Consider the following 21986-nt stretch of genomic DNA (forward strand, 5'->3'; position numbering starts at 1 on the left):
TCGCTGCGCCCGCCCTACCCCCGCGCAGGCGGGGGTCCAGAGCCAGGTAACATGCCGTTGCGTACGTGACCCTGGACCCCCGCCTGCGCGGGGGTACGGCGGCTTTGGGCCGAGGATTATTGCGCGCCATAGCCGTTATACAGCAGCCCGAAATAATCGCCCTTGTTCCACCGCGGCCGCGCGTCCGCATCGGCAAGGTCGAGCGCGATGTCGTGGTTGATCGCCACGAACACCCGCCCCGCCGTCCAGTCGAACGTCTGGCGCATGTCGTCGCCCGGCTGGTGATAGCGATGTTCGAGGAAGTCGGCGACCGCCGCCTTGCCCGGCCCCTTCCACCCGGTGTCGAGCGACACCGCCGGAATCCCCGCCTTGACGAAGCTGTAATGGTCGGAGCGGACGAAGATCGCCTCTTCCGGCTCGGGATCGGGGCTGAGCGCGATGCCGCGCTTGCCCGCCGCCCGCGCCACGGCCTGCGCGACGGTCGAATGGTCTGCGCCGATCGCGACCATATCCTCGAACCGATAGGACAGGATCGGCATGTCGAGGTTGACGTCGGCAACGATCGCGCCGGCGGGCACCGTCGGATGGGTCGCGAAATATTCGCTGCCGATCAGCCCCTTTTCCTCCGCCGTCACGCTGACGAAGATCAGGCTGCGACGGGGCTTGCGCGGATCGGCGGCGAACTGCTTCGCCACCTCGATCATCGCCGCCGTGCCGACGCCATTGTCCATCGCGCCGTTGTTGATGACGTCGGCGCCCTTGGGCAGCGTCGGGTCGGTCGAGATGCCGATATGGTCGAGATGCGCCGACAGCGCGACATATTCCCCCTTCAACGCCGGATCGCTGCCGGGCAGGACGCCGACGACGTTGCTGCTGGTGAAGCGCGTCACCTTCGACCGCTGGCGCGTCGTCACGCGCACCCCGGTCGCCCCGCGCGGCACGGCCTGGCCGGCGGCCTCCGCCTTCACCACCGCAGCCCAGTCGAGCGCGGAGCCGGTGAACAACTTGGCCGCCCCGCCCGCGCTCAGCGACGCGATCGACGGTGCGCCGCTGCCCGGCACCTGCGGCCGGCCGTCCTTGCCCACCCATGTCATGCGCGGGCTGCGATAGACCGACATCAGATAGCTGAAGGGATAGCGATGCGTCTGTTCGGTGTTTTCGATCTGGATCACGCCGATCGCACCGTGCGCCGCCGCCGTCGCCCGCTTGGTATCGCCGCTGCCCAGATGCGCGCGGATCTCGCTCGGCAGGCTGGCGGGCGCGCCGTACAGATAGGCGACGATCTTGCCGCGCACATCAAGACCGGCATAATCGTCGATACCGTTCGCCGCATCGACCACGCCGCGCCCGACGAACACGATCTCGCCCGAAAGCCGCAGATCGGGTTCGAGGAAGCTGGTCGAGGTCAAATAATCACTGCCAAAGGTCAGCGCGGGCCGCCCGGCGGCGGTCAGGCTGCCCTTCCCCGCCGGCACTGCCGAGGCGAGCGGCACGCGCTGCAGATAGGTGCCGTTGTCGCCCGCCGGTTGCAGGCCCGCCGCGCGCATCTGGTCGGCGACATACGCCGCCGCGCGATCATATTCGGGCGTGCCGGGCGCGCGGCCCTTCATTTCGTCCGAGGCGAGGAACGCGACATGGGCGCGCATCGCCGCCTCGTCCGGGGTCAGCGGCGCGGTCTGGGCGAACGCCGGCGCGGCGAGGAGCAACAGGGGGAGCAGGGCACGCATCAACAATTCCTTTGGGTCGCGCGAAGGATCGTCGCCCCGGCCCGTGCCGGGGCGACGACGGTCGACAGGCCGCGCTTACTTCGCGCCGTAGCCGTTATAGAGCGTGCCGAAGAAATCGCCCTTGTTCCATGCCGGACGCTGGGGGGCGTCGGCGATGTCGCGGGCGATCTGGTAGTTCACGTTGATGAAGCGTTCGCCCGATTCCCAGTCGATCGGCGGCCCCTGTACCACTTCGTCCGAGGGCTGGTGATAATTGTTGGCGAAGAACGCATCGACCGCCGCCTTGCCCGGCCCCGACGTGCCCGGCCACAGGAACACCGACGGCACCCCCTGCTGCACGAAGCGATAATGGTCCGACCGCACGAACAGCGCCATGTCGGGCATCGGATCGGGGGAGAAGCTGACCCCCGCCGTCGCCGCCGCGCGCTTCACGATATCGCCCAGCGTCGAGCGCACCGCGCCGAACGCGATGACATCGGTGAACTTGTAGGTGATGATCGGCATGTCGAGATTGACGTCGGCGACCATTTTGGCACCCGGCATCACCTTGGCGATCGTCGGGTTGTTGGCAAAGTAATCCGACCCGACCAGCCCCTTTTCCTCGGCGGTGACCGCAAGGAACAGGATCGAGCGGCGCGGGGCCTTGCCCGCCGCCTTGAACCGCTTGGCCTCCTCGATCAGCGATGCGATGCCGACCGCATTGTCCATCGCGCCGTTATAGATCGTGTCACCCTTCTTGTTCGGGGTGCCGACGCCGACATGGTCGAGATGCGCCGACAGCACGACCGTTTCCGGTGCGACGGTCGGGTCACTGCCGGGCAACAGCCCTGCGACATTGGAGCTGGGCAGCGGGGTCGTGACGGTCTTGATCGCCACGTCCAGCCGCGGCTTTAGCGCGATCCCACGGAACGCCCCCTTGGCCGACAACGCGGTTGCCGCCTTGGCCCAGGTCGTGCCCGATCCTGCGAACAGCTTTTCGGCCCCCGCCGCGCTCAGCGTGGCGAGCGTCGGCACGCCGCCGCCCATGATGTGCCCCTTGCCATCGGCCTCGGCCCAGCTGACGCTGGTCGGCTGGGCAGTGGCGACGGTCTTGGCCATGGGCGAGCGCGCCGAAACCTCGGGCGTCTGGAGCGCGATGATGCCGACCGCGCCCTTCGCCTTGGCGATCGCCGCCTTGGTCGGCAGGCCGCCGAAATGCGCCGCTTCCTCGCTGTCGAGGCCGTCGGGCGCCCCGCGCACCACCGCCACGATCTTGCCGCGCACGTCCAGCCCGGCATAATCGTCGCGCTTCGGCGACGACACGCCATAGCCGACATAGACCACCGGTGCGGCGATCGTCGTGTCCGCCGCCGCCGGATTGACGCCCGGCAGGTAATCCTGCCCGAACGCCAGCGCCTGCCCGTTCAGGCTCAGCTTGCCCATGTCGGCCGGGCCGACCTTGATCAGCGGCACACGCTGCAGATAGCTGCCATCGTCGCCCGCCGGGCGCAGGCCCGCGGCGTAGAATTGCGATGCGACATATTGCGCGGCGATGTCATATTCGGGCGACCCGGCATCGCGGCCGCGCATCGCGTCGCTCGCAAGGAACATGACATGCGCCTTCATCGCCGCCTGCGCGGGCGGCAGGACGGCGTTGATCTCGCCGTTGCGCGCCTGCAGTTCGGCGGCGGTAGGGACGGGTTGGGCGGGGGCCGGCGGCGCATCCTGGGCAATCGCGGCGGTGCTGATGAGAAGACCGAGCAACAAGGCTGGACGGAACATTGGAATCCTTCGACAAACGACCATAGATACAGGCGTAGCTTGTGCCGTGGCCCCGCGCAACGCGGGTCCCGAACGCGAATGAAGGTCGAGAATGATGATGGTCGATGCGACGCGTACCCCGATGACCCCGCCCGTCATCCGCCGCACCGATTATCGCCCGCCGGCATGGCATGTGCCGGAGATCGCGCTGGAATTCGATCTCGATCCAAAGGCGACCCGCGTCACCGCGACGATGATCGTCACGCGAAACGGCGACGAACCGCTGCGCCTCGACGCCGATGGCCTGACCCCGCGCACGGTCACCGTCGATGGCGTCCCACGCGACGACTGGCGGCTGGAGAATGGGGCGCTGGTCCTTGATCTGCCCGGCGACCGGCACGAGGTGACGACCGAGGTCGTGCTCGAACCGCAGGCCAATACCCAGCTGATGGGCCTCTATGCCTCGGGCGGCAACCTGTGCACCCAGTGCGAGGCGGAGGGGTTTCGCCGCATCACCTTCTTCCCCGACCGGCCCGATATCCTCAGCCGCTACCGGGTGAAGATGACCGCCGACAAGGCGCGGTTCCCGGTATTGCTGGCGAATGGCGATCCGGTCGCATCCGGCGATCTGAAGGACGGCCGGCACTGGGCGGAATGGTCCGATCCGTTCCCCAAGCCCAGCTATCTCTTCGCACTGGTCGCGGGCGACCTGGTTGCGAACCGCGCGCAGTTCGTGACTGCTTCGGGGCGCGAGGTCGAGCTTGGCATCTGGGTCCGCGCGCCTGATCTCGCCAAGACCGATCATGCGATGCGTGCGCTGAAGACCTCGATGGCGTGGGACGAACGCGTCTATGGCCGCGAATATGACCTCGACGTGTTCAACATCGTCGCGGTCGACGATTTCAATTTCGGGGCGATGGAGAATAAGGGGCTGAACATCTTCAACAGCCGCTACATCCTCGCCGACCCCGACACCGCGACCGATTACGACTATGACGGCATCGCCGCCGTCGTCGCGCATGAATATTTCCACAACTGGTCAGGCAACCGCGTCACCTGTCGCGACTGGTTCCAGCTGTCGTTGAAGGAGGGCTTCACCGTCCTGCGTGACCAGCAATTCTCGGCGGATCAGGGGTCGGCGGCGGTCAAGCGGATCGAGGATGTGCGATCGCTGCGCGCGTCGCAGTTCCCGGAGGACGCCGGGCCCCTCGCCCATCCGATCCGGCCCGATGCGTATCAGGAAATCAGCAACTTCTACACCGCGACCATCTATAACAAGGGCGCGGAGGTCGTGCGGATGATCGCGACGATCCTGGGGCCGCAGGCATTTCGCGCCGGCACCGACCTGTATTTCACCCGCCATGACGGGACGGCGGCGACGTGCGAGGATTTCGTGGTGGCGATGGAGGATGCCTCGGGCGTCGATCTCTCCGCCTTCCGCTTGTGGTACAACCAGGCCGGCACCCCGCGCGTGTCGGCGACGCTGGAGCATCATGCCGGCGGCGGTCGCGCCACGCTGTCGCTGCGCCAGACGGTGCCGCCGACGCCGGGCCAGGCGACCAAGCAGCCGATGGTCCTGCCGCTGAAGCTCCGCCTGTTCGGCGCGGAAACCGGCCGTCCCCTAAGCGACGAACAGCTGTTCCTTTTCGATCGGGAAACGACCGCGATCACCTTCGAAACCGTCACCGAACGCCCGATCCTGTCGATCAATCGCGGCTTTTCGGCGCCGGTGATCGTCGAGACCGACCGGACCTCGGCCGACCTCGCCTTCCTGAGCGCGCATGACGACGATCCGTTCGCGCGGTACGAGGCGATGCAGCAGCTGATGCTCGACACGCTGGTCGCCTCGGTCGCGAGCGGGCATGGCGATCACGCGGCGGTGATCGATGCGGTTGCCAACACGCTGGCCGACGACCGGCTCGACCGGGCATTCGTCGCGGAGGCGGTGCTGTTACCCTCCGACAGCTTCATCGGCGACCAGATGGGCGTGGTCGATCCCGACGCGATCTTTGCCGCGCGCGAGGCGCTGCGCAGCGATATCGGCCGCGCGCTGCTGCCCGAATGGCGCGCCGCCTATGCCGCGACGGAGGCGCACGCGTTCGAATATACCCCGGATGCGAAGGGCAAGCGCCGGCTGCGCACCGTCGCGCTGGGCTATATCGCCGCATCGGGGGCGAGCGATGCGGATGCCATCGCCTTTGCCCAGTTCGAGCAGGCCGACAACATGACCGACCGGCAGGGGGCGTTGATGACGCTGGTCAATTCGGACTCGGACGACCGGATCGCCGCGCTCGATATCTTTTACAACCGCTACCGCGACAATGGCCTGGTGCTGGACAAGTGGTTCACGACGCAGGCGCTGTCGACCCGCGCCGATGCGTTCGAACAGGTCGAGGAACTGGCCGGCCACCGCGACTTCACCCTCACCAACCCCAACCGTGCCCGCGCGCTGATCGGCGCGTTCAGCATGAACCAGCGCGCGTTCCACCGGGCGGACGGTGCCGGATACCGGTTCCTGGCGGACCAGCTGATCGCGCTCGACCGGATCAACCCGCAGACGGCGGCCAAGATGCTGCCGCCGCTCGGCCGCTGGCGGCGGTTCGACCGGGCACGCGGCGAATTGATGCGCAAGGAACTGGACCGTATCCTGTCGGTGCCTGGACTGTCGAAGGATATGCTGGAGCAGGTCGGCAAGTCGCTGGGATAGTCCAAGCGCGCTTCATTCTTCTTCAACGACCTTGCCCCATCATGCCGCGAAGTTTGGATCGCGGGCAGGAGCGGCAGGATAATGTTTCGCGTACCCGACCAAGCCACGCTCAGCCTGTGCGCGGTCTTTGTCAGCCTGTGTTTTGCCGCGACATTCCTGGGGCTGTGGCGACGAAACCCGGCCGAGCGTTTCTGGCTGTGGTGGTCGGCCAGCCGGTTCATCTATGTCGTCGGCGTCGTCGGGTTCAACGAACTACCACCGCCGATACCGGCCCCGGCCGGCATGCTGCTGTTCGGTGCGTCCGCCGCCGCGACGCTGCTGACCCTCGCCGGGCTGCGGTCCTTTGCCGGGATGCGGCCTTGGCGCGGCTGGATGACGCTGCTGCTGCTGGTGCCGTCGCTGCTGTACGGCGCGGTCGCGATCCATTCGCCCGGCCTGACGACACCGGCCGGCGCGTTGATGACGCGAATGGCGGGCGGGATCGGGCTGACGATCGTGCTGACGACCTGCGGCGTGGTGCTGCTGGCCGGTGCCAGGGGATGGGCGCGGATGATCGGCATGGCATTGATCGCCCATCTGCCGAGCTATGCCACCGTCCTGACCTCCGCATGGATGCCGGGTGCCCAACTGGACGCGCTGGCGACGTGGCTGTGGATGACGCAGCCGGTGCTGATGCTGGCGATGGACCTGTTGCTGCTGGCCATGCCCGGCATGATGGCGATGGAGCGCCTGCGGCAAGCGGCGTCGTGCGACGGACTGACCGGGCTGTACAACCGCCACTGGCTCGCCACCGTCGAGCCGGCACGGGCCGCGACCGGCGTCGCCGTCGCGATGATCGACCTCGACGGGTTCAAGGGCGTCAACGACCGGTGCGGCCATGCCGCGGGCGACCGGTTGCTGGCCGATTTCGCCCGGCACCTGCGCGACTGGACCGACCGGCACGATGGCGATGCGGTGCGGCTGGGCGGGGACGAGTTCCTGATCCTGTTCGCCGCCGGCGACGATCGGCTGGCGGCATCGCTGCAACGCCATGTCGCGGCCGCAGCGGACGGAAACCCCGCCTGGCCGCGCTGGTCGGCGAGCATCGGCATCGCGCCCTGCCCGGCCGGATCGACGACGTTGCAGGGCGCGATGCACGCCGCGGACGAAGCGCTCTATTCGGTGAAGAAGGCGCGACGGTCGGGTGCGGCCTGCGCGGCCTGACCGACGATCCTCAGCGGCGGGCGAACCATTCCGGGAAACGCTGCGCCTTTTCCGCCACCAGCGTTTCGTAATAGCGCATCAGGTCGATCGCATGGTCACGGTCGGTGCGGACCCGGGCCGCCGCCACATTCGCCGCCGCCTTCACCTGCGTATAGTCCCGCGCGAACATCCGTTCGATCGCGTCCGCCGCCGAACGCGGATCGCGCGCGGCATAGGTTTCGGCATAGTCCGGCTCGGCGATCTCGGCACAACCGCCCTCGTCCGGCACGATCAGCGGCAGGCCCGATGCCAGCCCCTCCAGCCCGACCAGCCCGAACGGCTCGGCATCCGATCCGTGGATCAGCGCGTCGCAGCTGGCCATGATCCGCGCGAGGCGTACCCGGTCATAGACCGGGCGGAACAGCTTGATATGCGGGCTGTTCTTCAGCCGCCGCTCCAGCCGCGCGGTATGCACCCCGCTGCCGATCTGGATCATACCGACCGGCAGGTGCTCGCCCGCCATCTCCACCGCGTCGAAGATCATCGGCCAGCGTTTTTCGGCATGGTGCCGCCCCAGCCCGAGCAGCAGATGCCCCTCGGGCGGCAGGCCAAGCTGTTCGAGGAGCGACGCGCGCAACGCCTCGTCGCGATGCTCGGGCGAGAAGAAGCCGCGCTGGATGCCGAGCGGCATTGACGCATGGACGGTCAGCCCACGCGCGGCGTGACGCTTTTCCAGCGCCGGGCCGTTGGTGACGAACGCGTCCATCTTTTCAAGGTAGCGCGCCATGTAGCGCGTCCACCACATGAACGCCTCCTCGATCCGCTCGCGGCTGGCCAGCCGTTCGAACCAGCGCAAGGGGTAGGCGCCGACATTGTCGTTATGCGCGAAATAGACCTTCACCGCATGGCCCGGCCAGTCGGCGACGATGGTCGCGGGCCGCCACGGGCTGGACGCCTCGACCACATCGGGGTGCAGTTCGTCGAGCAGCGCATGGATCGCCCCGCCGCGCACGAAGATGCCGTAATTGGGGTCGAGGACCAGCGTCGGTGCCTTTACCCAATAGATGCGCCCGCCGCCCGGCCGCTCCTCGACCGCGTTTTCCTTGGCCGGGGCGATCACGATCAGCTCATGGCCCAGTTCGGCCATGATCGTCATCTTGTGATCGATATAGGTGCGGACCCCCCCGCCGGTCGGCGAGTAGAATTCGTTGACGTCGACGACGCGCATCGGGGGTCTGGCTTCAGTCGAGCGGGGCGAAACCGCCCAGCCCGCGCAGATACTGGGCACGCACCGTCGTGGTCGTCACGCCCGCCGGCACGGTGACGATCGCCTCCGCCAGTTTCGGGCGCGACCGGCCGAGCTTGCCCGCGCCCGGAAAGCCTGCCCCGTCGCGCATAAAATTGAACTTGTTGCGGCCATCGCGGTCATGGGTGAACAACAGCGCATAGCGGCCCGGCGACGGCGCACGGATGCACAGCTGCACGTTGCCCGACGCCGGCATGTCGGCCCAGACCCGGCGGAAGAACTTGCCCTCCTTGCGCAGGTCGTGGTCGTCCTTCAGGAAATCATCCTCGTTCGCCGGATAGAGTTCGAGCTTCAGCCGGCCGGTGCGGTCCTTCAGCCCGACCACGTTGACGCGGATCGCCGGGCCCTGGTTCGCATTGCACGCGGCGGCATCGCTGCCGATCGACTGGGCGGCCGCGGGACCGGCGGCCAGCAACGCCGCACCCAGCAGCGTCAGGGCAAATTTCATCATTCTTTCCTTGCGAGCGCAGGAAGCCCGAATGCCGCCATCAACACCACGTGCGTAAACAGGGTGAGAGTCGCGATGAATGCGACCAGGTCGGACAGGGCTTCGCCATGCCCGATAAACATAATCGCGAAGTTGGCGAAAAGAAGGTCTTTGTTCGGCAACAGCGGCAACCGCGCCACGACCAGCCGCCCGGCCGCCAGGAACAGCCACCAGGTGATCGACACATTGGGCATCGCGAAATAGCTGGCGATGCCGAACGCCAGCGACCCCAGCACCAGCCGCGCGCAATGCACGCCGAAGATCCAGCGCAGCATGGCGCCCGGCAGCGAAAAGACCCGGCGCGAAAACAGCAGCAGCACGCCCGAAATCCCGACCGCCACCGCCGACGACCAGCCGAGCATTTCCAGCTGCTGGGGCGGGAACAGTTCGAACGCGAAGGGCAGCGTAACCGCCAGCATGCCGACCGTCACGATATTGCCGGCGATCCCCGACAGGATCGTCACGTCCTTCACCGCGCCGAACGGGGCGGTCACCATCTTCAGCCGGGCACGGGCCCAGGCATAGAAGAACACGTCACCCGAATAGCCGATGACAACATCGTTCGCGATCCGCTTGCGCACCAGCGCGCCGAACCCGTCGAACGGCAACCGCCAAAGCCGACGGAAAATGACGAAATCGAACAGCGGCGGCGAAAAATAGGCGAGCGCGAAGAACAGATAGAACCACGGCGAATCCGGCGCGGCCAGTTCGACCCCGGCCCAGCCATGGTCGAACAGCTCCCACGCCAGCCCGACGATCATCAGTCCGGACAGCAGCGCGCCCAAGATACGCGGCCAACGCGGGCGCGACCGGTCCAGCGGCTCCAGCCCGGCCAGATCGGGACGCACGCCAGCGGTGTCGGCTTCGGTTACCATGTCGCGCGACGTCCTAGCGGTTCGCGCCCATCGCCGCCAGCGTCATGCCGCCGGTGCCACCGCGTCGGGATGCGCCGCGGCGAAGGCGGGCAGGTCGGCCGCCCGCGCATCGATCGCCACCAGCCGGGGCCAGGGCGACAGGTCGAGGTCGAACCGCCGCGCATTATAGAGCTGCGGCACGAGGCAGCAGTCGACCACGCCCGGTGCGTCGCCGCCGAAGAACCCGTCCGCCGGGGCCGCCGCCTCCAGCGCGACCAGCCCTTGCGCGATCCAGTGGCGATACCAGTCGCCCTTCGCATCGGCATCGGCGCCGAACTGCGCCTCCAGCCGCTGCAACACGCGCAGATTGTCGATCGGGTGAATGTCGGCGACGATCACCAGCGCCAATGCCATCGCCCGCGCCCGGTCCAGCGGATCGGCGGGGAACAGGCCTGGGTGGGGATGCGCCGCGTCCAGCCAGTCGAGGATCGCCAGCGACTGGGTCAGCATCGTGCCCCCGCCGATATCGAGCGCGGGGATCAGCCCTTGGCGGTTGCGCGCCAGATGCCCGGCCGCGCGATGCTCGCCCTTCAGCAGCGAGACGGCCACGCTGGTCCACGCCACCCCCTTCAGGTTCAGCGCGATGCGGACGCGGTAAGCCGCCGACGATCGGTGATAATCGTAGAGGGTATAGCCGTTCACTTGGGCGAGCCGCTCGCCGGGACCAGCGAGGTACCGGCGCGACCGCTGCGAAACGCGCTGAACCACGTTGCCGGGTTCAGGTTGGTCGTGCCATCGAGCGAGAAGGTGATGAACTCCGCCCGGCCGCCGATATTCTCCCACGGCACCGGCCCGCCCAGGCCCCGTTCGGCTTCGGAAAAGCGGCTGTCGGCGCTGTTGTCGCGATTGTCGCCCATCAGGAAGACGTGGTTCGCCGGAATCACGATCGCCGGGAAATTGTCGCCCTGCGAATAGCGATAATCGATCGTGTCGTACTGCCGCCCGTTGGGCAGCGTCTCGCGGAACAGCGGCAGGCGGCAGAACGCGCCCTTGTCGGTGCGGACCAGTGCGCCGGGATACTGGTCGGGATCGCATTTGGTGTTGGCATCGACCGGGATCATCGCATCGCCCATCGCTTTCCGGGGGATCGCCACGTCGTTGATGTAGACGACGCCGCCCGCCACCTCCAGCCGGTCGCCCGGCAGGCCGATGACGCGCTTGATGAGGTCGGTGTTGCTGCCCGGCGGCTTCACGATCACCACGTCGCCGCGTTCGGGCAGCGATCCCCACAGCCGGCCATGCCATGCCGGCAGCTGGACGCTCCACGTTTCCTGCGGCTGGCGCAGCACGATGTCGCGGAACATCGCCACCGGGTTGGGGATGGTCGGCGACACGAACGACCAGCCATAGGCATATTTGCTCACCACCAGCCGGTCGCCGACGCGCAGGCCCGGCAGCATCGATTCGGACGGGATGTAGAACGGCTTGGCGACGAAGCTGTGGAAGCCCAGCACCACCAGCAACAACCAGAACAGCCCGCGCAATTCGCCCTTCCAGTCGAGCCGGCGGGCAGGCGCGGCGTGGCTGGCGGCGGGGGTCGGCTGCGACGGCGCAGGAACGTCCTGGTTCTCCAGCGCCACATGATCGGCCATCGAATGTCCTACTCTACCCTGGGCAACGCCTCGATAATGACGAACGCCTGGGCCCAGGGATGGTCGTCGGTCATCGTCAGATGTACCACCGCGACGTGGCCCTCGGGCGTCATCGCGTCAAGCCGTGCTTTTGCACCGCCGGTCAGGTGCAGCGTCGGCGCACCGGAAGGGGCGTTGACCACGCCGATATCGCGCATGAACACGCCCTGCGCAAAGCCGGTGCCGACCGCCTTCGAAAACGCTTCCTTGGCGGCGAAGCGCTTGGCGAGGGTTCCGGCGCGGGTGAAGGGGCGTTTTTCGGCCTTGGCCTGCTCGACCGGCGTGAAGACGCGCTGGACGAAGCGGTCGCCAAATCGGTCGAGCGAATTCTGGATCCGCTCGATATTGCAGAGGTCGGAGCCGAGGCCGAGGATCATGCGCAGTTCCTCCCCGGCACGGGGAGGGGGACCATGCGCAGCATGGTGGAGGGGGGCTTCCTGCTCCACGACGGTAGCGAAAGGGGATGCCCCCCTCCACCACTCGCTTTCGCGAGCGGTCCCCCTCCCCGTACCGGGGAGGAATTCGCGTTCACCGCGCCGTCTCCATCAAGTCCTTCATCCGCCGCACCACCGGTCCCAGCCCGCCGAAGATCGCCTCGCCGATCAGGAAATGGCCGATATTCAGCTCGCGCACCTGCGGGATCGCGGCGATCGGCACGACGTTATCGAACGTCAGCCCATGCCCGGCATGGACCTCGATCCCGTTCTTGGCGGCGAGCGCGGCGGCATCTGCAATGCGGCGCAGCTCGGCGACCTGTTCCTCGCCCGACAATTCCGCATAGCGCCCGGTGTGCAGCTCGACGACCGGCACGCGGAGCGCCACGGCGGCGGCAATCTGTGCCGCGTCGGGTTCGATGAATAGCGACACCCGAATACCCGCATCCGCCAGCGCCCGCACCATCGGTGCCAGCTTGTCCTGCTGCCCGGCGACGTCCAGCCCACCCTCGGTCGTGCGCTCCTCGCGCTTCTCGGGAACGATGCACGCGGCGTGCGGCCGGTGCTTTAGCGCAATGGCCAGCATCTCCTCGGTCGCCGCCATTTCCAGGTTCAGCGGCAGCGTCAGTTCGCTCGACAGGCGGGCGATATCGGCATCGGTGATGTGGCGGCGATCCTCGCGCAGATGCGCGGTGATGCCCTCCGCACCATGCTCGGCCGCCAGCAGCGCGGCACGCACCGGATCGGGATAGCCCGATCCCCGCGCATTGCGCACCGTCGCGACGTGGTCGATGTTGACGCCCAGGCGCAGCGGGCCGGTCATGCCGCCCGGCTCCCCGGCTTGATCGCCGGAATCGCCGCCAGGTCGGCGGGCAGGGCGTCGGGGTGATAGCTCGGCACGTCGAGCCGGATCAGCGGGTGGAAGGGCACGCCCAGATCCGCGGTACCGTTCGACCGGTCGACCAGCGACGCGGCGGCGACGACTTCGCCGCCCGCCGCCTGGATCGCGGCGATCGCTTCGCGCGACGACAGGCCGGTGGTCACCACATCCTCCATCATCAGCACGCGGGTGCCGGGATCGATGCGGAAGCCGCGGCGCAGCTCGAACGTACCGGTCGGGCGTTCGAGGAACATGGCGGGCACGCCCAGCGACCGGCCCATTTCATGGCCGACGATCACCCCGCCCATCGCCGGCGCGATCACAACGTCGATTCGTTCCCGCAGCTCGGCAGGAAAGCGACCGGCCAGTTCGTCGCACAGCCGCGCGGCGCGGCGCGGGTCCATCAGCACGCGGGCGCATTGCAGGTAACGCGAGGACCGCAGACCCGACGACAGGATGAAATGTCCCTCCAGCAGCGCTTCCGCTGCACGGAATTCGTCGAGGATCGCGTCGTCGTTCATGGCTGTCGTCCTGCCCACTTGCATGTGCGCGCCCTGTACCGCCGCGAAGGGTGCGTTCGCAACCATCGCTTGAGGACAGGCGACATGCCGCGTATAGCCCTGTGGGTTAGGGTTTCCAAACGCCCACAGCACGCGACCACGCCGCACAAGAAGCGTACCGCGTGCCCACTAACGGGGTGATACGACACGATGCGAAGCATTGGGATGAGGATGTTGGTACTGGCGGCGGCCGCCGCGCTGGCGGGGGGCGCCCATGCCGCCGCGCCGAAAGCGGTAACGCCGGGTACGCAAGAGGTGGCCACCGCGCCACAGGCGGGCGCACCGCCCCCCGGATCGGCGGAGGCTGCCCCAACCGGACAGGTGACGCCACCAACGACCGCAGCGGCCCCCGCCCCGGTAAAGGTGCAGGACCCGACGCTGGATCGAAACGGCGCGCCGCTGCTGGTCGCGACGCCGGGGATCGGCCAGCCAACCGACCGCGCGATCGACCTGCAGGAACAGGTCACGCCGAACGGCCGCGAGGCGAAGGCGTTTCACAACAACATCCTGATGTGGGTCATCATCGGCGTCTCGCTGCTGGTGCTGTTCCTGCTCGGTTATGTCGTGATCCGCTTCCGCGAGAGCGCGAACCCGGTCCCGTCGAAGACGTCGCACAACACGATGATCGAAATCGTGTGGACCGCCGCGCCGGTGCTGATCCTGGCGGCGATCGCGGTGCCCTCGATCGGGCTGCTCGCGCGGCAGTTCAAGCCGGCCCCGGACAACGCGGTGACGATCAAGGCGATCGGCAACCAGTGGTTCTGGTCCTACGAATATCCCGATTATGGCGGCGTGTCGGTGACCGCCAACATGCTGAAGGAAAAGAACGAGGTCGCCGCCGGGCAGCGCTATCGCACCGATGCCGACGGTCCCCGCCTGCTGGCGGTAGACAACCGCATCGTGCTGCCGGTCGGCGTGCCGATCCGCCTCATCACCACCGCGACCGACGTGATCCACAGCTGGGCGATGCCCGCGTTCTGGATCAAGCTCGACGCGGTGCCCGGTCGCCTGAACGAAACCAGCTTCACCATCGAAAAGCCGGGCCTGTATTTCGGCCAGTGCAGCGAACTGTGCGGCGCGCGCCATGCGTATATGCCGATCGCGGTCGAAGCGGTGCCGGTGGCGCAGTTCAACCGGTGGATCCAGGCGAAGGGCGGCACCCTGCCCGGTGCCAAGGAAGCCGCCGCGCCCACGAACGCCGTGATCCCGCAGCCGGGTGCCGATGCCGCCGACGCGACGTCGAACGCCAGCAACGCGGCCGACGTACCCGTCGTCAACGCGACCGAAGCCGCCTCTCCCTCCACCCAGCGCGCCACCGGCAACGGCGGCGGCGTCGGCAACGTGGACCAGTAAGATGACCGATACCGCCCTTCCCGGCCACCATGCGTTCGATGCGCACGGGCATGGCCATGACGCGCACCATCATGATGCGGACCACAAGCCGGGCTTCTTCGCCCGGTGGTTCATGTCGACCAACCACAAGGATATCGGGACGCTCTACCTGATCTTCGCGATCGTCGCGGGGATCATCGGTGGTGCGATCTCGGGCCTCATGCGGCTCGAACTGGCGCAGCCGGGCATCCAGTGGCTGCCATGGCTGTCGGGCCATGAAGGCGACCAGGCGCTCCATTTCTGGAATGTGCTCATCACCGCGCACGGCCTCATCATGGTGTTCTTCATGGTGATGCCGGCGATGATCGGGGGGTTCGGCAACTGGTTCGTGCCGATCATGATCGGTGCGCCGGACATGGCGTTTCCGCGGATGAACAACATCTCGTTCTGGCTGCTGATCCCCGCCTTCCTCCTGCTGCTCGGCAGCACGGCGTTCGGTGGCGGCGCGGGTACCGGCTGGACGGTCTATGCACCGCTGTCGACCTATGGCGAACCCGGACCCAGCGTGGACATGGCGATCCTGTCGCTCCACCTGGCGGGTGCCTCGTCGATCCTGGGCGCGATCAACTTCATCACCACCATCTTCAACATGCGCGCGCCGGGCATGACCCTGCACAAGATGCCGCTTTTCGTGTGGTCGGTGCTGGTTACCGCGTTCCTGCTGCTGCTGGCGCTCCCCGTGCTGGCCGCTGCGATCACGATGCTGCTGACCGACCGCAAGTTCGGCACGACCTTCTTCGATCCCGCCGGCGGTGGTGACCCGATCCTGTACCAGCATCTGTTCTGGTTCTTCGGCCATCCCGAAGTGTACATCATGATCCTGCCGGGCTTCGGCATCGTCAGCCACATCGTCGCGACCTTCAGCAAGAAGCCGGTGTTCGGTTATCTCGGCATGGCATACGCGATGGTCGCGATCGGCGCGGTCGGCTTCGTCGTGTGGGCGCATCACATGTTCACCACCGGCCTGTCGGTGAACACCAAGATGTATTTCACCGCCGCCACGATGCTGATCGCAGTGCCGACCGGCATCAAGATCTTCTCGTGGATCGCAACGATGTGGGGCGGCAGCTTGCGTTTCCCCACGCCGATGCTGTGGGCGATCGGGTTCATCTTCATGTTCACCGTCGGCGGCGTGACCGGCGTGGTGCTGGCCAATGGCGGCGTCGACGACGTGCTGCACGACACCTATTATGTCGTCGCCCACTTCCACTACGTCCTGTCGCTGGGCGCGGTGTTCGCGCTGTTCGCCGGCTTCTACTACTGGTTCCCCAAGATGTCGGGGAAGATGTACAACGAACTGCTGGGCAAGCTGCACTTCTGGGTGTTCTTCATCGGCGTGAACGTCATGTTCTTCCCGATGCACTTCCTAGGCACGCAGGGGATGCCGCGGCGCTATCCGGACTATCCGGATGCCTATGCGTTCTTCAACCACATCGCCTCGGCCGGATACGGCATCATGGCGATCGGCATGGTGTTCTTCTTCGTGAACGTCGTCATCTCGCTGATCGGCGGCCGCAAGGCGGCGGACAATCCGTGGGGCGAAGGCGCGACGACGCTGGAATGGACGCTCAGCTCGCCGCCGCCGTTCCACCAGTTCGAAACCCTGCCCAAGATCGACTGATCGCCGGCAGCGCAAGCAGACCAGAAACGCCCCGGAGCAATTCGGGGCGTTTTTGTTTGCCGCAAAAGCAAGCAGTCCACGGGTGACGATCACTCCGAAAACAACATAGATACGATATCGTAACAAATTCCGGATATCGCCTGGAACTTACCGCAGCGTCCGAACGTTGTGGGGCGTTTTCTCCAATCGATACATTCCGTTAACCATTCCCGTCCATAACGGCCCAACCACCAGAGTAGCGGTGCGTGGGGGTAATGCCGATGTTGGACGGACCATCGATCATCGACGACAATGATGCGGTAGCAGACCCGCATCCAGCGGCGCAGGCGACGCCGACCGGGACGTGGCGGCCGACCGAGACCCATGGCGCACTGGCAGCGGCGTTGCTGCTCGCGGCGTGCGATTCGGGCGGTGGCGGCGGCGGCAGCGGATCAGGGCTGGTAACCGTTCCGACCCCCGCCCCGGTTCCGACCCCCACGCCCAGCCCCAGCCCCAGCCCGACTGCCGCCGCACTGACCGCGCAAGGTGCCAGCCGCTTCCTGGCGCAGGCGACGATGGGTGCCAACCGCACGTCGATCGATGCCGTCCTGAACACCGGTATCGCCGGCTGGATCGATGCCCAGTTCGCCCGCCCGCGCGACCCGAGCCATTGGGACTGGCTGGTGTCGAAGGGTTTCAACGACGCCACGAACAACAACAATATCAACGGCCAGAACGGCTACGACGCCAGCGTATGGCGACAGGCGATCGCCGGCAGCGATCCGCTGCGCCAACGGGTTTCGCTGGCCCTGCTCGATTTCCTGGTGGTCGGGATCGGCGGCCTGAACATGCCGTGGCGCGCATTTTCGATGGCGGCGTATCATGACCTGCTGCTTGACCATGCGTTCGGCAACTATCGTGACCTGCTGGGCGCGATCACGCGCAGCCCGGCGATGGGGTCGTTCCTGAGTTCGGCGGGCAGTCGCAAGGCCAATCCGTCGAACGGTTCGATGCCCGACGAGAATTTCGCGCGCGAACTGATGCAGCTGTTCACGCTGGGCGTATACCAGCTGGAGCAGGATGGCAGCGTGCGTATGTCGAATGGCGTACCGCTGGAAACCTATACGCAGGACGACGTGTCCCAGCTGGCGCGCGTGTTCACCGGGCTGAATACCGTCAATTTCGACAATGCCACGCCCGATCGGATGCGATCGCCGATGCAGGTCTATGTCACCGCCAACGAAACGGGGGCGGCGACGGTGCTGGGCGCAACCGTGTCGGGTGGCGGAATGGCGGCGGTCGATGCCGCGCTCGACATCCTGTTCCGCCATCCCAACGTCGCGCCGTTCGTGTCGCGGCAGTTGATTCAGCGGATGGTGACATCCAATCCAAGCCGCGGCTATGTCGGGCGGGTTGCAGCCGTTTTCGCCAATAATGGCAGCGGGGTGCGCGGCGATATGAAGGCGGTGATCCGCGCCGTTCTGCTCGATTCCGAGGCGCGCGACGATGCGGCGGCGCTGGCCAGTGCGTCCGCCGGGCGGCTGCGCGATCCGGTCCAGCGGCTGACCAACTGGGCACGCGCGTTCGGCGTCACCTCCCCCAGCGATGCCTGGGCGATCGGCGACACCACCAGCACGACATTGCGGCTGGGCCAGTCAATCGGCCGCTCGCCAAGCGTCTTCGGCTTCATGCGGCCGGGCTATGCCCCGCCCGGCACGGCGATGGCACAGGCCGGGATGACCGCGCCGGAATTCCAGGTCGCCAGCGAACAGACCAACATCGCCTATGTGAACTACATGCAGTCGCTGGTCGGCGGCGGCACCGGCGATGTGAAGGCCGATTATGCGCCGATGATGGCGCTGGCCTCGGACAGCCAGAAACTGGTCGACGAAGTGAACCTGATCCTCGCCGCCGGGCAGTTGCGCGCATCGACCGTGACCACGATCCGCGCCGCCGTCGACAGCATCCCGCTGACCGCGAACAACGCCACGCTGAACCGCACGGGGGTCGCGATCCTGCTGACCCTCGCCGCCCCCGATTATCTGGTGCTGAAATGACCGCTCCGACGATCCTGCACGACGTTTCGCGCCGCGCCTTCCTGCAACGTACCGCCGCGCTGGGCGTCGCGGGTGTCGCGGCACCACTCGCCACGACGCTGGGCGCGATCGGGGAGGCGGCGGCAGCGACCGCGAGCGATTACAAGGCGCTGGTGTGCGTGTTCCTGCAGGGCGGGAACGACCATTACAACACGCTGGTCCCCTATGACCCGACCTCGCACGCTCTGTACGCCGCGGCGCGTGGCGGGCTGGCGCTGGGGCGCGACGCGTTGCAGGCGACGGCGCTGACCGGTGCGGACCTGGGCGGGCGGGCCTATGCCCTGGCCCCCGCCATGGCCCCGCTCAACCCGTTGTTCGATGCCGGGCGCCTGGCAGTCGCGCTGAACGTCGGTACGCTGATCCAGCCGACGACGCGCGCGCAATATCTGAACAAGTCGGTGCGCCTGCCCCCGAAGCTGTTTTCGCATAACGACCAGCAGAGCTTCTTCCAGGCGTCCAGCCCCGAAGGTGCGGTGTCGGGGTGGGGCGGGCGGATCGGCGACCTGTTCCAAGCGGGCAACGGGTCGTCGACGATGACCTGCATCAACGCATCGGGCAACGCCGTCTTCCTGACCGGGCGGCAGGCGATCCAGTATAATGTCGGCACCGGCGGGCCGGTGTCGCTGCTGCGCGGGGCGACCTCGCTCTACGGGTCGAGCGCCGCCGCCAGCGCGCTGCGCCAGATGATGACCGAAACCAACCCGCATATGTTCGCGACCGAATATGCGCGGGTGAACAAGCGGGCGATGGATACCCAGGCACAGCTCGCCAACCTGCTGGCCGGTGCGCCCGAATCGCAATTCGGCCTGTTCCCCAGCGGCAATGCGCTGGCCGACCAGCTGCGCATGGTCGCGCGGATGATCGCGATTTCGGGCGAGCTGGGCACCAAGCGGCAGGTCTTCTTCGTCGCGATGGGCGGGTTCGACCTGCACGACAATCTGGCGTCGAGCCAGCCGGTGGTGCTGGCCCGGCTTGCCGCCGCATTGCGGGCGTTCCACGACACCACGGTCGCGCTGGGCGTGGCGGACAAGGTCACGACCTTTACCGGGTCCGATTTCGGGCGGACGCTGACGTCGAACGGCAATGGCGTCGACCATGGCTGGGGATCGATGCACTTCGCCATGGGCGGGGCGGTGAAGGGCAAGCGGTTCTATGGCGCGGCCCCGGCGATCGGCAGCAACACCAACGACGATGTGGGCCAGGGCCGGTTGATCCCGACCATGGCGGTCGACCAATATGCATCGACCATGGCGCGCTGGTTCGGGGTGTCGGACAGCGACCTGTCGACCGTGCTGCCCAATATCGGGAATTACGACAAATCCACCTGGTCGCAGGGATTCGTCTAAGCCACGGATCGCCCCCGCGTCAGCAGCGCCCGATCCGCATCGCGGTGCCGGCCACCACCGGCCCGCCGACGCACAGCAGCAGGCTGGTCGCCGCCAGCAGCTTGACCGCCCCCGCGCCGCCGTCCAGCCCGCCCGCGCCGAAGATCACCAGCGGCAGCGCGAGCGGCAGCAGGACGAGGCCGGCGACCGCCCCGCCGCCGCGCAGGCCGGCGGTCAGTGCCGCCGTCGCCACCCCCAGCGCCGCCAGCCCCGGCGTGCCGAGCAGCAGGCCGATCTCCAGCGCCAGCAGCGTCGCCCCGTCCATGCCCAGCAACGCCGCCGACAGCGCGGCGGCGACCATGACCGCCGGCGCGAAGCCCAGCCAGTGGCCGATGGTCTTGGCCGCCGCGACGCTCGTCTCGCTCCAGCCGCGTATCGCCAGCTGATCGATCACGCCGCTTTCGATATCGGGCGCGACCAGCCGGTCGAGCGGCAGCAGCGCGGCCAGCAGCGCCGCCGCCCATGCCACCCCGCCGCCGATCCGCGCCAGCAGCGCCGCATCGGGACCGATCGCAAAGGGAAACAGCGTCGCGACCAGCAGGAAGAAGGCGATGGGCAGCAACAGCCCGCCGCCGCTCCACGCGATGCGCAGCTCCCGGGCGATCAGCGCGATCACAGCGTGACGACCCGTGCGCCCGGCAGCGCGACGGCCACATGGCTGGCGACCAGCACCGCCCCGCCACCGCCGCGGTGCGCGGCGATCGCCGCCTCCAGCCGGGCGAGCGAGGCGGTATCCAGTCCATTGGCCGGTTCGTCGAGCAACCAGAGCGGCGCGCCGCTGACGATCACGCGGGCGATCGCCGCCCGGCGCTTCTGCCCGGTCGACAGCATCCGCACCGGCACATCGGCCAGCGGCTCGATCGCCATCGCGGTCAGCGCCGTGCCCAGCCGGTCGCGCGCGCCATCCAGCCCGGCCCAGAAGTCGAGCGCCGCGCCCAGCGGCACCGCCGCGTCCAGCGCCGCCGCCTCCGCCAGCAACGCGACCGCGCCGTTGCGCGCGACGCTGCCCCCGGCCGGTGGCAACAGCCCGGCGGCGATCCGTACCAGCGTCGATTTACCGACGCCGTTCGGCCCCTGCACCCACAATGCCTCGCCCGCCCCGAGCGCAAACGACAGGTCGCGGAACAGCACCCGCCGCCCGCGCGCGCCCGTCACTCGCGTAAAGGACAGGATCAATCGGCGTCTTCCAGCGCGTGCATGTCGTCGTCGGACAGGCCGAAATGATGGCCGACCTCATGCACCACGACATGACGGATCAGGTCACGCAGATCGACCCCGGTCTCGCACCATTCGGCCAGCAGCGGTTGCCGGTACAGGTGGATGCGGTCGGGCAGCTGCATCGCGTCGAACGCCGATTTCTCGCCCACCGGGCTGCCATGATACAGGCCGGTCAGCTCGTACGGCTCCATTTCCATCGCGGCGAGGGTGTCGTCGTCGGCGAACTCCTCGACCAGCAGGACGATGTTCGACAGGTGCCCGGCAAAGGGTTCGGGGATGCGTGCCAGCGCCGCGCGCGCCAGCTGCTCCATCTCTTCCGCACTGGGGGCGGTTCGCGCTTGATCGGACATGGCCCAAGCAATAGGCCATCGCCATCAGGAGACAAGGGAGGGACGATGGAACCGCTGAGCCAGGCAGAGCGCGCCGATGCGTTGGACGGCCTGCCCGATTGGGACCACGACGCCAGCCGCGACGCGATCGTCCGCAGCTTTACCTTCGACAATTTCAGCCAGGCGTTCGCGTTCATGACGCAGGTGGCGTTGCTGGCGGAAAAGGCCGACCATCATCCCGAATGGTCGAACGTCTATAACCGGGTCGACATCCTGCTCACCACGCATGACGCGGGCGGGCTGTCGGACCGGGATATCGACATGGCGCAGGCGATCGACGCGCTGGTGGAGTAGATCCGGCGCGACCCCGTTCGTCCTGAGTAGCCACTGAGCTTGTC

At 67.4% G+C, this 21986-nt stretch carries 20 protein-coding genes; 7 read left to right on the top strand and 13 right to left on the bottom strand.

Translation table 11 applies throughout. From position 1 onward, the window contains the following. Positions 1-116: 116 nt before the first annotated feature. Both ASE67_RS14000 and ASE67_RS14005 read right to left on the bottom strand, forming a co-directional pair. The gene (locus ASE67_RS14000) at positions 117-1727 is read right to left on the bottom strand and encodes a M28 family metallopeptidase (protein WP_055762567.1); all 1611 of its coding nucleotides are present in this window, start codon (positions 1725-1727) and stop codon (positions 117-119) included. Between the two features lie 75 nt (positions 1728-1802). Beyond that, positions 1803-3488 carry a M20/M25/M40 family metallo-hydrolase gene (locus tag ASE67_RS14005; protein ID WP_055762570.1) on the bottom strand — a complete coding sequence of 562 codons (1686 nt, stop codon included), beginning with the start codon at positions 3486-3488 and terminating at the stop codon, positions 1803-1805. Between the two features lie 97 nt (positions 3489-3585). Here ASE67_RS14005 and pepN point away from each other — a divergent pair, with 97 nt between their 5' ends. Next, positions 3586-6174 (top strand): aminopeptidase N, encoded by a 2589-nt coding sequence (gene pepN / locus ASE67_RS14010; RefSeq protein WP_055762960.1) that lies wholly within the window; start codon positions 3586-3588, stop codon positions 6172-6174. Positions 6175-6255: 81 nt separating this feature from the next. After that, on the top strand, positions 6256-7377 hold the full coding sequence (locus tag ASE67_RS14015; protein WP_055762573.1) for a GGDEF domain-containing protein: 1122 nt from the start codon (positions 6256-6258) through the stop codon (positions 7375-7377). Between the two features lie 10 nt (positions 7378-7387). On the opposite strand, the gene ASE67_RS14020 is transcribed toward ASE67_RS14015, so the two are convergent. The 8 genes from ASE67_RS14020 to pyrE form a co-directional block, all read right to left on the bottom strand. Next, positions 7388-8584, bottom strand: a complete 1197-nt coding sequence (locus ASE67_RS14020) for a glycosyltransferase (RefSeq protein WP_055762576.1) — start codon at positions 8582-8584, stop codon at positions 7388-7390. Positions 8585-8597: 13 nt separating this feature from the next. Further along, positions 8598-9110 (bottom strand): DUF2141 domain-containing protein, encoded by a 513-nt coding sequence (locus tag ASE67_RS14025; RefSeq protein WP_443025584.1) that lies wholly within the window; start codon positions 9108-9110, stop codon positions 8598-8600. Then, a complete protein-coding gene (locus tag ASE67_RS14030) occupies positions 9110-10024 on the bottom strand; it encodes a hypothetical protein (protein ID WP_055762582.1) in 915 nt (304 codons plus the stop codon). The genes ASE67_RS14025 and ASE67_RS14030 overlap by 1 nt, the downstream gene beginning before the upstream one ends. A 42-nt stretch (positions 10025-10066) precedes the next feature. Next, a complete protein-coding gene (gene maiA / locus ASE67_RS14035; RefSeq protein WP_055762584.1) occupies positions 10067-10705 on the bottom strand; it encodes a maleylacetoacetate isomerase in 639 nt (212 codons plus the stop codon). After that, the gene (lepB, locus tag ASE67_RS14040) at positions 10702-11655 is read right to left on the bottom strand and encodes a signal peptidase I (RefSeq protein ID WP_055762586.1); all 954 of its coding nucleotides are present in this window, start codon (positions 11653-11655) and stop codon (positions 10702-10704) included. The genes maiA and lepB overlap by 4 nt, the downstream gene beginning before the upstream one ends. An 8-nt stretch (positions 11656-11663) precedes the next feature. Beyond that, positions 11664-12071, bottom strand: coding sequence for a holo-ACP synthase (gene acpS / locus ASE67_RS14045; RefSeq protein ID WP_055762589.1), 408 nt, complete (start codon positions 12069-12071; stop codon positions 11664-11666). Between the two features lie 151 nt (positions 12072-12222). After that, a complete protein-coding gene (locus tag ASE67_RS14050) occupies positions 12223-12951 on the bottom strand; it encodes a pyridoxine 5'-phosphate synthase (RefSeq protein ID WP_055762592.1) in 729 nt (242 codons plus the stop codon). Then, positions 12948-13529: an orotate phosphoribosyltransferase gene (pyrE, locus tag ASE67_RS14055; protein ID WP_055762595.1), complete on the bottom strand. Its 582-nt coding sequence runs from the start codon at positions 13527-13529 to the stop codon at positions 12948-12950. The genes ASE67_RS14050 and pyrE overlap by 4 nt, the downstream gene beginning before the upstream one ends. Positions 13530-13733: 204 nt before the next feature. On the opposite strand from pyrE, the gene coxB reads away from it, so the two are divergent. From coxB to ASE67_RS14075, 4 genes are all read left to right on the top strand, one after another. After that, entirely contained in the window at positions 13734-14921 is a 1188-nt protein-coding gene (coxB, locus tag ASE67_RS14060) for a cytochrome c oxidase subunit II (protein WP_055762598.1), read from the top strand. A gap of 1 nt (position 14922) precedes the next feature. Next, a complete protein-coding gene (gene ctaD, locus ASE67_RS14065; protein WP_055762601.1) occupies positions 14923-16581 on the top strand; it encodes a cytochrome c oxidase subunit I in 1659 nt (552 codons plus the stop codon). 260 nt (positions 16582-16841) lie between these two features. After that, positions 16842-18617: a DUF1800 domain-containing protein gene (locus tag ASE67_RS14070; RefSeq protein ID WP_235511916.1), complete on the top strand. Its 1776-nt coding sequence runs from the start codon at positions 16842-16844 to the stop codon at positions 18615-18617. Next, a complete protein-coding gene (locus ASE67_RS14075; protein WP_055762603.1) occupies positions 18614-20002 on the top strand; it encodes a DUF1501 domain-containing protein in 1389 nt (462 codons plus the stop codon). Before ASE67_RS14070 ends, ASE67_RS14075 begins: the two co-directional genes overlap by 4 nt. A gap of 19 nt (positions 20003-20021) precedes the next feature. On the opposite strand, the gene ASE67_RS14080 is transcribed toward ASE67_RS14075, so the two are convergent. Genes ASE67_RS14080 through ASE67_RS14090 form a run of 3 tightly spaced genes read right to left on the bottom strand, consistent with a single transcriptional unit; the run spans position 20022 to position 21609 of the window. Next, a complete protein-coding gene (locus tag ASE67_RS14080; protein ID WP_055762606.1) occupies positions 20022-20657 on the bottom strand; it encodes a heme exporter protein CcmB in 636 nt (211 codons plus the stop codon). Next, entirely contained in the window at positions 20654-21217 is a 564-nt protein-coding gene (gene ccmA / locus ASE67_RS14085) for a heme ABC exporter ATP-binding protein CcmA (RefSeq protein WP_055762608.1), read from the bottom strand. The genes ASE67_RS14080 and ccmA overlap by 4 nt, the downstream gene beginning before the upstream one ends. Beyond that, positions 21214-21609 (bottom strand): metallopeptidase family protein, encoded by a 396-nt coding sequence (locus ASE67_RS14090; protein WP_055762611.1) that lies wholly within the window; start codon positions 21607-21609, stop codon positions 21214-21216. The genes ccmA and ASE67_RS14090 overlap by 4 nt, the downstream gene beginning before the upstream one ends. A gap of 45 nt (positions 21610-21654) precedes the next feature. On the opposite strand from ASE67_RS14090, the gene ASE67_RS14095 reads away from it, so the two are divergent. Beyond that, positions 21655-21942 carry a 4a-hydroxytetrahydrobiopterin dehydratase gene (locus tag ASE67_RS14095; protein ID WP_055762614.1) on the top strand — a complete coding sequence of 96 codons (288 nt, stop codon included), beginning with the start codon at positions 21655-21657 and terminating at the stop codon, positions 21940-21942. Positions 21943-21986 lie beyond the last annotated feature (44 nt).

Source organism: Sphingomonas sp. Leaf23, from assembly GCF_001421585.1.
Classification (GTDB): Bacteria; Pseudomonadota; Alphaproteobacteria; order Sphingomonadales; family Sphingomonadaceae; genus Sphingomonas.